Annotated in this window: 16 protein-coding genes; 7 read left to right on the top strand and 9 right to left on the bottom strand. The window is 49.1% G+C overall.

Going from position 1 to position 14,703, the window contains the following annotated elements:
* Positions 1-182: 182 nt before the first annotated feature.
* The 8 genes from ACJHYW_RS05305 to exuR form a co-directional block, all read right to left on the bottom strand.
* On the bottom strand, positions 183-482 hold the full coding sequence (locus ACJHYW_RS05305; RefSeq protein WP_000096093.1) for a YqjK-like family protein: 300 nt from the start codon (positions 480-482) through the stop codon (positions 183-185).
* Positions 472-876 (bottom strand): phage holin family protein, encoded by a 405-nt coding sequence (locus ACJHYW_RS05300; protein ID WP_000785722.1) that lies wholly within the window; start codon positions 874-876, stop codon positions 472-474. The genes ACJHYW_RS05305 and ACJHYW_RS05300 overlap by 11 nt, the downstream gene beginning before the upstream one ends.
* Positions 877-878: 2 nt before the next feature.
* Entirely contained in the window at positions 879-1,184 is a 306-nt protein-coding gene (locus ACJHYW_RS05295) for a YqjD family protein (protein ID WP_000031415.1), read from the bottom strand.
* Positions 1,185-1,221: 37 nt separating this feature from the next.
* Positions 1,222-1,590, bottom strand: a complete 369-nt coding sequence (gene yqjC / locus ACJHYW_RS05290; protein ID WP_001295543.1) for a DUF1090 family protein YqjC — start codon at positions 1,588-1,590, stop codon at positions 1,222-1,224.
* Positions 1,591-1,736: 146 nt separating this feature from the next.
* Entirely contained in the window at positions 1,737-2,120 is a 384-nt protein-coding gene (mzrA, locus tag ACJHYW_RS05285; protein ID WP_001166760.1) for an EnvZ/OmpR regulon moderator MzrA, read from the bottom strand.
* Positions 2,121-2,123: 3 nt separating this feature from the next.
* Complete coding sequence (gene yqjA / locus ACJHYW_RS05280; RefSeq protein WP_000422149.1) at positions 2,124-2,786, bottom strand: DedA family general envelope maintenance protein YqjA; 663 nt, start codon at positions 2,784-2,786, stop codon at positions 2,124-2,126.
* 21 nt (positions 2,787-2,807) lie between these two features.
* Complete coding sequence (locus ACJHYW_RS05275; RefSeq protein ID WP_212734101.1) at positions 2,808-2,891, bottom strand: hypothetical protein; 84 nt, start codon at positions 2,889-2,891, stop codon at positions 2,808-2,810.
* 239 nt (positions 2,892-3,130) lie between these two features.
* Positions 3,131-3,907: a transcriptional regulator ExuR gene (exuR, locus tag ACJHYW_RS05270; protein WP_000406495.1), complete on the bottom strand. Its 777-nt coding sequence runs from the start codon at positions 3,905-3,907 to the stop codon at positions 3,131-3,133.
* A 291-nt stretch (positions 3,908-4,198) separates the two neighbouring features.
* Here exuR and ACJHYW_RS05265 point away from each other — a divergent pair, with 291 nt between their 5' ends.
* The 4 genes from ACJHYW_RS05265 (at position 4,199) to ACJHYW_RS05250 (ending at position 9,296) form a co-directional block, all read left to right on the top strand.
* Positions 4,199-4,915, top strand: a complete 717-nt coding sequence (locus ACJHYW_RS05265) for a fimbria/pilus periplasmic chaperone (protein ID WP_001361213.1) — start codon at positions 4,199-4,201, stop codon at positions 4,913-4,915.
* Between the two features lie 29 nt (positions 4,916-4,944).
* Entirely contained in the window at positions 4,945-5,445 is a 501-nt protein-coding gene (locus ACJHYW_RS05260) for a CS1 type fimbrial major subunit (RefSeq protein WP_000755089.1), read from the top strand.
* Positions 5,446-5,535: 90 nt separating this feature from the next.
* Positions 5,536-8,220: a TcfC E-set like domain-containing protein gene (locus ACJHYW_RS05255; RefSeq protein ID WP_000358693.1), complete on the top strand. Its 2,685-nt coding sequence runs from the start codon at positions 5,536-5,538 to the stop codon at positions 8,218-8,220.
* Complete coding sequence (locus ACJHYW_RS05250; protein WP_061092734.1) at positions 8,217-9,296, top strand: CfaE/CblD family pilus tip adhesin; 1,080 nt, start codon at positions 8,217-8,219, stop codon at positions 9,294-9,296. Before ACJHYW_RS05255 ends, ACJHYW_RS05250 begins: the two co-directional genes overlap by 4 nt.
* A gap of 75 nt (positions 9,297-9,371) precedes the next feature.
* On the opposite strand, the gene exuT is transcribed toward ACJHYW_RS05250, so the two are convergent.
* Complete coding sequence (gene exuT / locus ACJHYW_RS05245; protein WP_001298326.1) at positions 9,372-10,670, bottom strand: hexuronate transporter ExuT; 1,299 nt, start codon at positions 10,668-10,670, stop codon at positions 9,372-9,374.
* A gap of 482 nt (positions 10,671-11,152) precedes the next feature.
* Between exuT and uxaC the strand changes: the two genes are divergently transcribed.
* The 3 genes from uxaC to ACJHYW_RS05230 all read left to right on the top strand — a co-directional run bounded on the left by uxaC (position 11,153) and on the right by ACJHYW_RS05230 (position 14,701).
* The gene (gene uxaC / locus ACJHYW_RS05240; RefSeq protein ID WP_061092733.1) at positions 11,153-12,565 is read left to right on the top strand and encodes a glucuronate isomerase; all 1,413 of its coding nucleotides are present in this window, start codon (positions 11,153-11,155) and stop codon (positions 12,563-12,565) included.
* A gap of 14 nt (positions 12,566-12,579) precedes the next feature.
* Complete coding sequence (gene uxaA / locus ACJHYW_RS05235; protein ID WP_001199369.1) at positions 12,580-14,067, top strand: altronate dehydratase; 1,488 nt, start codon at positions 12,580-12,582, stop codon at positions 14,065-14,067.
* Between the two features lie 82 nt (positions 14,068-14,149).
* Complete coding sequence (locus tag ACJHYW_RS05230; RefSeq protein ID WP_000128143.1) at positions 14,150-14,701, top strand: YgjV family protein; 552 nt, start codon at positions 14,150-14,152, stop codon at positions 14,699-14,701.
* The last annotated feature ends 2 nt before the right edge of the window (positions 14,702-14,703 follow it).

The raw sequence follows: 14,703 nt of genomic DNA, 5'->3' as shown, positions 1-14,703 counted from the left end.
CTCTCCACTGCGCCGCTCAGGCTGCTGATTGTTTTTTTGTGCAAGGGCGCGGTATTTGCGTCATTGCTGTCGATGGAGAGAATCATAAACGTGGCGAAGCGTGATTGTTAGCAAGGAAAACTGTCAAAAATCTTCAAAAAATTTGAGGGATATGGCCGGAATGGCTCCGGCCAGAGAGGTTATTAACCGCGAAGTTGTTGCTGCTTGAGGGTTGTTTTCACCAGACGCCAGGCGCTCCATACACCAAAACCGCGTCTGGCCCAGCGGACCAGCATATTAGGATGGCGAATCGTCCAGATAGCCATCACGCTACTGCCAACCAGCGCCCAGGAGCGCAGACTCAACAGCATATTCCAGCGACGATCGTAAGCGCCTGTTGCCTCCAGCCATTCACGACGAGTGGCGGAAAGATCCAGCCGTTGTTGCTGGATCTGGCTAAGCAGTTGCGCCTTACGTCGTTCACGTTCGACTTTACTGCTCACGGGACTCCTCCTCGAGCAGCTGCCGATCGTTTGCCAGCTCATGGCGTGTATGGCGCAGCAAGGTGGATTTACGCGATTTACGTAACGTCCAGATACCGCCAATCAGTGCCAGTAGCAGCAACACCACGGTGGTGGCAATCATCGCATTCAGGCGATATTGCGGATCAACCGCCCAAATAATTAGCACCATCAGGCTCATAAGACCAAATGCAGCGAAAAGCATCGTCAGGCCCAGCATCAGTAAAAGTTGAAAGAGATTCGCTTTTTCCTCTTCCAGCTCCACCACCGCCAGCCGCAGACGTGTTTCCACCATTTCAACCATGATGGAAACAATTCGCTGCCCGATGCCCAGAACGCTTTTACCGGGCCCTTGCGCGTGATGAGTGTCCGCCATAATTAACGACGCGACAGCAGAACGCCGAGCACTACACCGATTGCAGCGCCAATGCCCACGCCGGTCCACGGATTTTCACGCACATACTCATCGGCACGCGCCGCCGCGACACGGGTTTGTTTGGCGATGGCATCACCGGTTTCACCCAGGCGATAACGGCTCTGTTTCAGTGCCTGCTCCGCTTTGCTACGAATCTTACTCAACTCTTCTTTCGACTTCTCGCCAGATGAGCTAAGCACCTCTTCCAGCGTATCGGAAAGGGATTTCAACTCAGCACGCAGATGTTCCGTAGTGTGTTCTTTCGACATAGTTTTCTCCAGGTGAGTAAGTAGTGACTATTGTGAGTTAGTAGTCGCGCGCTTCCAGCTTTTTCAGCTCTTCCTGCGCTTCTGCCAGTTTCCGTTCGCGTTTGGCAATCTTATCTGCATCGCCTTTTTGCTTCGCCTCGGCTAAATCTTGCTGGCGTTCCGCCACCTCATCTTTCTGCTTTGCGATTTTCTTCTGATGATCGGCACGCAGTTGGCTATCTGAACAGTTGGCCCGGACTTCACTCAGGGCTTTATTCAGACCGTCAATACGATTCTGGTTTTGGTGTTTTTCGGCATAGCTGATCTCCTTAAGGATATTTTGCTCCTTTTCCTGACACAGGGTAGTGGCATAACTACCGGCACTAAGAGCAAAGAGAGAAACAGCTAAAGCGATGCGGTATTTCATTCTTGAACCTTCCATTGTGATTCGGACCTATTACAAAGGAACGATTGTCCAGACAACGAAGCGGTCGTGTTAACCACCGCCCCATTAATCATAGACAGTTACGGTGAAATCACCAAAGTGAGTGATCTGTTTCGGATAACAGGAAGTTATCCGAAGCGATGAGAGTTATCCCGCAATCGGGTTAGCCACTGCATAGCCTGACTATTATTGTCCTGCTGCGCAATGATGTAGCCATGGGGCAATGTTCTGTCGAGGACCGCTTTTGCGGCGGCGCTCTGGTCGCTGGAGTCAAAGGTAATTAACAGAGTGTCGTTTTTGGGGGTGATACTTTTGAAAGGAATGCCGTGAGCGTCAAGGTGATGCCAGATTGAAAAACCGTCTGGCATCGTTGTCCCTTGATGAACGGCACGAATCGCCAGCGTAGACTCTTGCTGGCGAACCGCGGACCAGGCCAGCAACAGCGTGCCGACCAGAAGTAAAACAGCGCCGGACCAGGCTAGCTGGCGAAGTGACATGCGAGGTATTTGCATCCCTTACCCCCGATTTCCATATTTCTTTTTCCATAACACAACCAGAGAACCTGCCAGGCCAAACACCAGCAGCACCACCGGGAGCAGCATCAGGCATGACATCAGCTGGTCCTCGTACTTTAAAAATACCGGCGTTTTGCCGAGCATGTAACCCAGAGTTGTCAGGATCAATACCCACAGCAGACCACTCATCCAGTTGAAGAACTGAAAGCGCGCGTTATTCAGCCCTGATAACCCGGCAATCGTCGGCAGCAGTGTTCTGACAAACGCAATAAAGCGACCAATTAACAGCGCCGATAAACCGTGTTTATGAAAAAGATGGTGTGCGCGTTGATGATAATGCGCGGGTAAATGAGATAGCCAGTTTTGTACGGTGCGGGTATTGCCCAGCCATCGCCCCTGAATATAGCTGACCCAGCAACCGAGGCTGGCGGCAACGGTCAGCAGCAGAATCGTTTGCGGATAGCCCATCGCGCCTTTCGCAATCAATACGCCGACCAGTACCAGTAAACTGTCGCCCGGTAAAAAGGCCGCCGGAAGCAAGCCGTTTTCAAGGAACAAAATGACAAACAAGACAAAATACAACATGCCAATCATCGACGGATTGGCCAGGGTTTCAAAATCCTGCGCCCACAGGGCTTGCAGCAATTGGGTCAAAAGTTCCATTCATTATTCCTGGTGAATCGGTTAACGCCACGCTGGTTTTAAATGATGCACTACCGCAATGTTATTGCTGTCTTGGTATGTTCTGCGGGTTTGATACATCAACACAGCCTGAACTATTCCCTGTTAAATCGTGAGATAAGAAAGCATTCAAAAGCATAAATTCAAATTGAATCTAATTGTAACAAAGGTCAACGTTGTTCGTTATCAAAATTACATGTCCGTGGAGTCTGATTTTGCTGAATGCAGGGGAGGGAGGCGAGAGGATTTACACAGGCTGACACTTTATACTTTTCGCTTACCGACGAGACAAACAGGCGCACTGTAGCGCCTGTCGGACAGGAATTTCATTTACTGCCGCTGGTGGCTGTATCGAGATGCACCACCGGGTTTTCGGCGAACAGATAGCGGTCGGCATTGAACTCGAAATCGTCGCTGGTTTCGTTAAATAACATGATCTTGGTGTTTTCCAGGTGCTGCCACATTGCCAGCTTAGCAGCATGAGGATCTTTGCGAATCAGCGCTTTGAGGATTTGATCGTGGTCATCACACCAGTTATCGACGGTACGGGCATCAATGTGTTCGTGCAGTTTTTTCCAGTACGGGTTATGACTACGCTGGGTCCACATTTTTTCAACGATAGCCGCCAGGGCGGAGTTCTGCGTCGCCAGGGCTACCTGAATATGGAACTGCAAATCCCACTCGGAATCACGGAAGCATTGTTCGCCGCGTGCCTGCTCCTGGATGGCCATCAATTTCATGATGTCCTGTTTTGTGACCTGAGTTGCCGCGAACTCGGCAATATTACTTTCGATGAGCTGGCGGGCTTGCAGTAGCTCAAACGGACCGTAATTGGCAAACTCCATATTATTGTCAGCCGATTGCTGATGGCGCGGCTGGTTGGAAACCACATGAATACCTGAACCTTTACGCACTTCGACATAGCCTTCAACTTCCAGCATGATGATGGCTTCACGAACCACGGTGCGGCTGACGTTTTTTTCATCGGCAATAAAGCGTTCGGCAGGCAGTTTATCACCCACCAGATAGACGCCCTGTTCGATGCGCTCTTTCAGATCAGCGGCAAGTTGTTGATACAAACGGCGTGGTTCAGTGATTTCCATATGCGTCTCCAGGAGTGGAATGCGGACAAAGTTATCATACCACTTTATGCATGCGTATGCCATTGTTAAAATATAAATTGCATGATTGAAATAATATTATTTATTGATGTTGTGAATATTAATATATTCCTAAAATTGATTATGTTGAATTGTGAAAAAACATATTTTTCAGTAGGTTGTATTTTTTTGAGAATAAATAATTTTATCTAAAGATGCTTTTTTGTGTTGACTTGAAAAATAGTATGATTTCTAATGCGCCAACTTTTTATGAAATAATGTAAAACTGATTAAATGGTGGCGAAAATTAATCGATTATTACGGCTCGGGCCTGTCTTACTTCTGTGCACATCATTTTTCGCACAATCTAATATGACTGTATATCCTATGTCTGTATCTATAAACAGTCAGGGAGAAGGAAGTGTTCGTGTAATATCGAAAACGAATGAAGTCCAATATATAAAGGCAACCGTATTTCGTATCGATAATCCATCAACACCACAAGAAAAAGAAATCGAAGTAACTTCAGGCGATGCAAACCAACTTGTGATAATGCCGCCCAAATTTGCTTTGCCTGGCGGTAGTAGCAAAACCGTGCGTTTTGTGGCAATGGAACCTGAGCAAAAAGAAAAAAACTATCGGGTTAAATTTGAAGCTGTACCCAGCATTGATGATGCAACAGATAATAAAAAAGATCTCTCCATGCAATTAACGGTTAACTTAATTTGGGGGATTGTTGTCAGCGTGCCACCTCAGCAGCCTGTGGCAAAGTTAGATATTAACGCCGATAAAAAGCTAATCAATAATGGCAATCAACGTCTGAAGATATTAACCATTGCCTATTGTAAAAATAGTGGTTCTGCGGAGTGCAGAACACAGACCGTAAATAAAAACATTTTCCCTGGTCAGGAAAGAGTTTTAGAAAGCATATCTGGCTACGATAAAATCGTTGTCAAATATAATAACTGGATCACCAAGGACAATGGCGAGTTTGAGCTGGCGGTCCATTAATTATCATTGTAATAAACCAAGGAATAGTAATGAAAAAGGTATTCGCAAAATCTCTTCTGGTAGCGGCAATGTTTTCCGTTGCAGGTTCTGCATTAGCAGTACAAAAAGATATCACTGTTACTGCTAACGTTGATGCTGCTCTGGATATGACGCAGACCGATAATACTGCACTGCCGAAGGCAGTAGAAATGCAATATCTGCCAGGTCAGGGTCTGCAATCTTACCAGTTAATGACTAAAATCTGGTCAAATGACACGACCAAAGACGTGAAAATGCAGTTAGTTTCGCCTGCGCAACTGGTTCAGAGCCTGGACGCCAGCAAAATTGTTCCGCTGACCGTAACCTGGGGTGGTGAAGAGATTAAAGCTGATGCGGCAACCACTTTTACCGCAACGAAAATCTTTGCTTCCGATGCGTTAACTAACGGTTCGCTGGCTAAACCACTGATGTTTTCCCAGGCTACCAAAGGTGTTCTGGAAACGGGTATCTACCGTGGCGTAGTTAGCATTTATCTGTCCCAGGCTCTCTAATCTGGATAACAGAATTAACATGCAATAAAGGGAGGCAAGTCCTCCCTTCTTTTAACTATTTTAGTATTTATTATGGATTACAGGACAGCCATGGACAAAAAATTACTGGCTCTTTTGATCCTGGCGAGTCTCAGCCCGGCAAAGGCAACATTAACAAAAATTCCCGCTGGTTTTGAGGTTATTGCTCAGGGACAGCAGGAGTATATCGAGGTTTATTTTGCAGGGAAAAGTCTCGGTAAATATTATGCTATGGTTAATCTTGATACCGTAACCTTTCTTGATTCATCAAGTTTATACAGCAAACTTGAATTGAGCACTGACGACCAAAAAATTGCTCATACAGTGAAAGAAAAACTATCGCAACCCTTAGCTCGCCACGGTGAACTGGCTTGTGGTTTTGTACGTACTGATTCAGGATGCGGTTTTCTTAATACTGAGACAGTAGAAATAATCTACAATGATGAAGAAAGTTCAGCAACGCTATTTCTTAATCCGCAATGGAGTTCTGCGTTTAACTCGAAGTCATTGTATTTAAATCCAGACAAAAATACGGTTAACGCTTTTATACATCAGCAAGATATTAATGTGCTGGTACAGGATGATTACCAATCGTTGTCAATTCAGGGTAATGGCGCACTGGGAATAACAGAAAATAGCTATATTGGTGCGCACTGGAATTTCGACGGTTATGATGCAGATGATGTCAGCGACAACAATGTCGATGTCAGCGATCTCTATTACCGCTATGATTTTTTACGCCGTTATTATGTGCAGGCGGGGCGGATGGACAACCGCACATTATTTAATGCGCAAGGTGGAAACTTTACTTTTAACTTCCTGCCACTCGGTGCAATAGACGGAATGCGTATCGGGTCGACTCTCAGTTATTTAAACCAGACGCAAAGCCAGCAGGGAACGCCGGTAATGATCCTGCTTTCGCGCAATTCTCGTGTTGATGCTTATCGTAATGAACAACTGTTGGGATCGTTTTACCTCAATAGTGGTTCGCAATTTATTGATACCAGTTCCTTTCCGCCAGGCAGCTACAGCGTGGCGTTAAAAGTTTATGAAAATAACCAACTCACCCGCACCGAGCTTGTACCGTTTACCAAAACCGGCGGTCTGACAGACGGAAATGCCCAGTGGTTCTTGCAGGCAGGTAAAACCACATCACAGGTTTCTGATGATGAAAGTTCTGCTTATCAGCTAGGCGTACGCCTGCCATTACATCCGCAATATGAGCTCTACGCAGGGCTGGCGAATGCCGATGATGTAAGTGCTTTCGAGTTAGGCAATAACTGGACGGCGGATTTAGGCGGGGCGGGGAATCTGGCTATCAGTGCCAGCGTGTTCCGTAACGATGACGGCGGCAAAGGCGATATGCAACAGGCCAACTGGAGTCATCCGGGATGGCCGACGTTGGGCTTTTATCGGACCAACTCTGACGGTGATGCTTGTACAACCGACAACAGAGAGAGCTACAACGCCTTAAGCTGTTATGAAAGTATTTCCGCGACGGTTTCACAGAATTTTGTCGGCTGGAATATGATGCTGGGTTATACCCGTACACAAAATAACACTGATGATAGTTTGCGCTGGGACAAACAGCAGAGCTTTGAAAATAACTATCTTCGCCAGACTACGGCACAAAGTATTTCCGAAACCGTACAACTTAGCGCTTCTCGCGCTTTTGTGATGCGTGACTGGATTTTGAGTACTTCCCTTGGGGTTTTCCATCGTAATGACAACGGCGGTGGTAGCGATGACAACGGTTTGTATCTGTCGTTTTCGTTATCTGATACGCCGACGATGGACAGCAATAACAACAGCCATTCAACCAATGTTTCTACTGATTATCGTTATAGCGATCAGGATGGCGATCAAACGTCATGGCAGTTATCGCATACCTTTTATAACGACTCATTCAGCCATAAAGAGCTTGGCGTGACCGTCGGCGGTTTGAACACCGATACCATAAACAGCGCGGTTAACGGGCGTTGGGATGGCCAATATGGAAATGTCTACGCTACTGTCTCAGACAGTTATGATCGCCAGAACCATGATCATCTCTCGGCCTTCACCGGGACATACAGCTCCACGCTGGCGGTGAGTCGCTATGGCATCAATTTGGGGGCCAGCGGCTCAGATGATTTGCTGGGAGCGGTGTTGGTGGATGTGAAAGGTTTCTCTGAACAGGATGAACAGAGTCAGGGTCTGCAACTCGAAGCGCGGGTGGCTGGCAGCAGAACATTGCAGCTTGGTCAAAGCGACAGCGTGTTATTCCCCTATCCTGGATTTCAGTCTGGCTTTGTTGAAGTTAACGACAGTAATCAGGGTAACCAGCAAGGAACAACCAACATCATTAACGGCGCGGGAAATCGCGAGTTAATGCTGTTGCCGGGCAAATTACGTTATCGCGAGGTGTCTGCCAGCTTTAATTACAACTATATCGGTCGTTTGTTATTGCCCGCATCGGTAGAGAAGTTCCCGCTGGTGGGTCTGAATAGCGCCATGTTACTGGTGGCTGAAGATGGCGGATTCACACTTGAGATCAGCAGTGGTGAAAAAGAGTTGTATCTGCTTTCCGGGCAGCAGTTCCTGAAATGTCCGCTGAATGTTTTGAAGAAACGCGCCAGCATTCGCTATAGCGGGGATGTGAATTGTAGCGTGGTGAGTTATTCACAATTGCCGGAATCTATTCAGGTTCAGGCACAGTTGAAACAGCCTAAATTACGTGGAAACGTCCAGACGGCGCAAAGGGAGGTTGCACCATGAGAAATCGATTAATTGCCGTGATTTTATGTTTATTTGGCATGGTCGCGGGGGGGCACGCTACGCCAAATGTGACGGCTGAAATTACTTATGATTTGGCGTCGGGAAGAGCCGATTATTATTTATGGAACAAAGAAGAACCACCAGGGAAAGATGTGTACATGTGGTATAAGTGCGCTTATGCCGATTTACAGCAAACCTGTACGACCTCAGGGACAATATCAATTGTGCAAATCTATCTTACTGAACAGCGTAGTGGGATGCGTTGGCCGGTAAAGCTTAAGGGATATCAATCTGTCACTACGACACCGAATGGTAGTCAATGTGATGGTTACTCTAAACAGCGACCTTTGACTGATAGCGATTGGCGTACATGTAATAACCCTGATGGCAGTTCGAGCGAAGCTGACAGGAAACTGCTAACTCTCTACCTTGAGCAGACGGAAATGAAGAACCTGCCAATTGGTGGTGTCTGGAAAGGACAAGTAAAACTGCATTTAAGTAATCCATCCCAAGACTATTTTGCAGATATTACCCTGAACACCCTCGATCCCAACCATATCGACGTGTTCTTTCCGGAGTTCGCCCACGCCACGCCACGCGTACAACTGGATTTGCATCCAACAGGCAGCGTTAACGGCAACAACTACGCGCAAGATCTGACGATGTTGGATATGTGCCTGTACGATGGCTTTAACGGTAACGGTCTTAGCTATGAAATTTTGCTAAAAGATGAGGGAAGAACGGCGGCAGGACGCAGTAATGGTGCGTTTTCGATTTATCGTCAGGGCGCGAGCTCAACGGATGAAGGGGAGCGTATTGATTACCGTGTCAAAATGTATGACCCGGAATCAGGAGGGCAAATTGATGTGCGCAACAATGAGAGCATGGTCTGGACCAACATCAATCTTAAACATGTCCGCCCGGTGGTGCTTCCAGGCATCCGTTACGCTGTGATGTGTGTTCCCACTCCGCTGACGCTGGTGGTCGACAAATTTAACGTGACGGCAAAACAGGCAGGATATTACATGGGTAAATTGTCGGTCATCTTTACCCCGTCATTGCCGACGATCAATTGACCTCGCAGACCAGAAACAACTAAACAACGAAGCCGCCTGAACAGGCGGCTTCGTCATTACAACTTACGTTAAGTCTTAATGTTGCGGTGCGGGATCGTTATGTGATTCCTGCGCCACCTCAATCGCCGGTTTGTTCTGCAACACGGTCCAGATAACCAGCGCACCTAACAGGTCGAACACTGCCAGAACTGCGAACAGCGGGCTGAAGCCGATGGTGTCAGCCAGTGCACCGACTACCAGTGCAAACAGCGTACTTGCCAGCCATGCGGACATCCCGGTTAAACCGTTCGCCGTCGCCACTTCGTTACGACCGAACACGTCAGAAGAGAGCGTAATCAGTGCGCCAGACAGTGCCTGGTGAGCAAAACCACCGATACACAGCAGCATAATCGCGACATACGGGTTGGTGAACAGACCGATCATACCCGGGCCAATCATCAGCACAGCACCCAGCGTTACGACCATCTTACGGGAAACGATCAGGTTCACACCAAACCAACGCTGGAACAGCGGCGGCAGGTAACCACCGAGGATACAACCGAGGTCAGCAAACAGCATCGGCATCCAGGCAAACATCGCGATCTCTTTCAGGTTAAAGCCGTAAACTTTAAACATGAACAGCGGGATCCACGCGTTAAAAGTACCCCATGCCGGTTCTGCCAGGAAGCGCGGCAGCGCGATACCCCAGAACTGACGGTTGCGCAGGATCTGACCAACGGACATTTTCTTCGCTGTGTCAACCTGGTGCTGGGCTTCCTGACCATTAATAATGTAGTCGCGTTCTTCATCGGTCAGATGTTTCTGGTCGCGCGGATGCTTGTAGAAAATCAGCCATGCCATCGCCCAGATAAAGCTCAACGCACCGGAGATGATAAATGCCATCTGCCAGCTGTGCATCACGATTGCCCATACCACCAGCGGCGGCGCAATCATCGCACCAATCGAAGAGCCTACGTTAAAGTAACCTACCGCGATGGAACGCTCTTTCGCCGGGAACCATTCGGAGCTGGCTTTCAGACCCGCCGGAATCATCGCGGCTTCCGCGGCACCGACCGCACCACGAGCAACCGCCAGGCCACCCCAACTACCTGCCAGCGCGGTTGCACCACAGAACACGGCCCACAGTACAGCAAACATTGCATAACCGATTTTCGTACCCAGCACATCCAGTACATAACCCGCTACCGGTTGCATGACCGTATAAGCAGCAGAATACGCTGCGATGATATAGGAATACTGTTGGGTGGAGATGTTTAACTCTTCCATCAGCGTTGGCGCAGCTGCCGCCACAGTGTTACGCGTCAGGTAACCAAGCACGGTGCCGAGCGTCACCAGTGCGATCATATACCAACGTAACCCTTTAATTTTACGCATGTAAAACCTCATCGTTTTGTTATATCCGCAGGAAGCGCGGCCATCATCCCGCCAGAGGCTGAAGATGTTAGTTACGACCGGGTAACCGAAAAAAAACCGGCACGCCCCGAACGTTGCCATGAAAGTTTCGTGCTAATTCGGCTTCCGTACCGGTTAACCCGATTCATCTAACAAATGAATGAATCGGCAATTTGCATTCCGTCGACTTATGATTTGCGACGGCAGAAAGATAACTTGTCATACAACTTTAAAAGGTGAGAGCCATCACAAATGTGCGAATATTTGTAGGGACATTACCTGACGACCACGAGGCCAGTACTGGCGCGGCCTGCAGCGAGATTTACCACTTTGAGAGTAATTTTTTTAACTACGTTTATTGATCTAACTCACGAAAATATCTTCGGACTCTGGAAATTGGTGTGATAACTTTGTCAGCATCGCACCATAAGCAAGCTAGCTCACTCGTTGAGAGGAAGACGAAAATGACTCCGTTTATGACTGAAGATTTCCTGTTAGATACCGAATTTGCCCGCCGTCTGTATCACGACTACGCAAAAGACCAGCCGATTTTCGATTACCATTGCCATTTGCCGCCGCAGCAGATTGCGGAAGACTATCGTTTTAAAAACCTGTATGACATCTGGTTGAAGGGCGATCACTACAAATGGCGCGCTATGCGTACCAACGGTGTGGCCGAGCGTCTGTGCACCGGTGATGCGTCTGACCGTGAAAAATTTGACGCCTGGGCGGCGACTGTTCCGCACACTATCGGCAACCCGTTATACCACTGGACGCACCTCGAACTGCGTCGTCCGTTTGGTATCACTGGCAAATTGCTTTCTCCGTCAACTGCCGATGAAATCTGGAACGAATGTAACGAACTGCTGGCGCAGGATAATTTCTCTGCACGCGGCATCATGCAGCAGATGAACGTGAAAATGGTCGGCACCACCGATGACCCGATCGATTCTCTGGAGCATCACGCAGAGATCGCCAAAGACGGCTCTTTCACCATTAAAGTGCTGCCGAGCTGGCGTCCGGACAAAGCCTTTAACATTGAACAGGCGACCTTTAACGACTACATGGCGAAGCTGGGCGAAGTTTCCGATACCGACATTCGCCGCTTTGCTGACCTGCAAACTGCCCTGACTAAACGTCTGGATCACTTCGCCGCTCACGGCTGTAAAGTGTCTGACCACGCGCTGGATGTGGTGATGTTTGCTGAAGCGAACGAAGCGGAACTGGACAGCATCCTCGCGCGCCGTCTGGCAGGCGAAACCCTGAGCGAGCACGAAGTGGCACAGTTCAAAACTGCGGTGCTGGTGTTCCTTGGTGCCGAATATGCACGTCGCGGCTGGGTACAGCAGTACCACATTGGCGCACTGCGTAATAACAACCTGCGTCAGTTTAAACTGCTGGGGCCGGATGTCGGCTTTGACTCCATCAACGACCGTCCGATGGCGGAAGAGCTGTCTAAGCTGCTGAGCAAGCAGAATGAAGAAAACCTGCTGCCGAAAACCATTCTCTACTGCCTGAACCCGCGCGATAACGAAGTGCTGGGCACCATGATCGGTAACTTCCAGGGCGAAGGTATGCCGGGCAAAATGCAATTCGGTTCCGGCTGGTGGTTTAACGACCAGAAAGACGGTATGGAGCGTCAGATGATCCAACTGGCGCAGCTCGGTCTGCTGAGCCGCTTTGTCGGTATGCTGACTGACAGCCGTAGCTTCCTGTCATACACCCGTCACGAATACTTCCGCCGCATTCTGTGCCAGATGATCGGTCGCTGGGTAGAAGCGGGTGAAGCACCGGCGGACATCAACCTGCTGGGCGAGATGGTGAAAAATATTTGCTTTAACAATGCGCGTGACTACTTCGCCATTGAACTGAACTAAGGTCTGGGGTTGATATGCAATACATCAAGATCCATGCGCTGGATAACGTCGCGGTTGCTTTAGCGGATTTGGCTGAAGGCACAGAAGTCAGTGTCGATAACCAGACTGTTACGCTGCGCCAGGATGTTGCTCGTGGACATAAATTTGCGTTAACGGATATCGCAAAAGGGGCCAACGTCATTAAATATGGCCTGCCGATTGGTTATGCATTGGCGGATATTGCGGCGGGGGAACACGTTCACGCCCACAATACGCGCACGAATCTGAGCGATCTGGATCAGTATCGCTATCAACCTGATTTTCAGGATCTGCCTGCGCAAGCGGCAGATCGTGAAGTGCAGATCTATCGTCGCGCTAACGGCGATGTCGGGGTGCGTAATGAGCTGTGGATCCTGCCAACCGTGGGTTGTGTTAACGGCATCGCGCGGCAGATCCAGAACCGTTTCCTGAAAGAGACCAACAACGCTGAAGGTACCGACGGCGTGTTCCTCTTCAGCCACACCTACGGCTGCTCACAACTGGGCGACGATCACATCAATACTCGCACCATGCTGCAAAACATGGTGCGCCACCCGAACGCGGGCGCAGTGCTGGTGATTGGTCTGGGCTGTGAAAACAACCAGGTTGCCGCATTCCGTGAAACGTTGGGCGATATCGATCCTGAACGCGTTCATTTCATGATCTGCCAACAGCAGGATGATGAAATCGAGGCCGGGATCGCGCATTTGCATCAGTTGTATAACGTGATGCGCAACGACAAGCGCGAGCCGGGCAAACTTAGCGAACTGAAGTTTGGTCTGGAGTGCGGCGGTTCTGACGGTCTTTCCGGTATTACCGCCAACCCAATGCTCGGTCGTTTCTCTGACTACGTGATTGCTAACGGTGGTACTACCGTACTGACCGAAGTGCCGGAGATGTTTGGTGCAGAGCAGTTGCTGATGGACCATTGCCGCGACGAAGCAACGTTTGAAAAACTGGTCACCATGGTCAATGACTTCAAGCAGTACTTTATTGCCCATGACCAGCCGATCTACGAAAACCCATCACCGGGGAACAAAGCAGGCGGTATCACTACGTTGGAAGACAAATCCCTCGGCTGTACCCAGAAAGCGGGTTCCAGTGTCGTGGTTGACGTGCTGCGTTACGGCGAGCGTCTGAAAACGCCGGGGCTGAACTTGTTAAGTGCGCCGGGTAACGATGCCGTAGCGACCAGCGCCCTGGCGGGTGCGGGCTGCCATATGGTGCTGTTCAGTACTGGTCGTGGCACGCCGTATGGTGGATTTGTGCCGACGGTGAAAATCGCCACCAACAGTGAACTGGCGGCGAAGAAAAAACACTGGATCGACTTTGACGCGGGTCAGCTGATCCACGGTAAAGCGATGCCGCAGTTGCTGGAAGAATTTATCGACACCATCGTTGAGTTTGCCAATGGTAAACAAACCTGCAACGAGCGTAACGACTTCCGCGAACTGGCGATCTTCAAAAGCGGCGTAACGCTATAAAGTCGAAATGAGTTGTTAATAAAAAACGGCGTTTCATAATGTGAAGCGCCGTTTGCTTTTCCATACCTGCTAAGGATTTATCATGACCGCGTATTGGCTGGCCCAGGGCGTGGGTGTCATCGCCTTTCTGATTGGTATCACAACATTTTTCAATCGTGACGAACGTCGCTTCAAAAAGCAACTTTCGGTCTATAGCGCCGTTATTGGCGTACATTTTTTTCTTCTGGGCACCTATCCTGCCGGTGCCAGTGCCATCCTTAATGCCATTCGTACATTGATTACCTTACGCACGCGCAGCTTATGGGTAATGGCGATTTTTATTGTGCTGACTGGCGGAATTGGCCTCGCGAAGTTCCATCATCCTGTCGAACTATTGCCGGTAATCGGCACGATTGTCAGTACCTGGGCGCTGTTCCGCTGTAAAGGGCTGACCATGCGCTGTGTAATGTGGTTTTCAACGTGTTGCTGGGTGATTCACAACTTCTGGGCGGGGTCGATAGGCGGCACGATGATTGAGGGGAGTTTTCTGCTAATGAATGGCCTGAATATCATTCGTTTCTGGCGTATGCAGAGAAGGGGAATTGATCCGTTTAAAGTGGAGAAAACCCCTTCCGCCGTAGACGAAAGGGGCTAAGT

This window comes from Escherichia sp. WS3063 (assembly GCF_046486595.1).
Classification (GTDB): Bacteria; Pseudomonadota; Gammaproteobacteria; order Enterobacterales; family Enterobacteriaceae; genus Escherichia; species Escherichia coli.
Note: the sequence above shows the minus strand (reverse complement) of the source record. Positions and strands in the feature narration are given on the sequence as shown.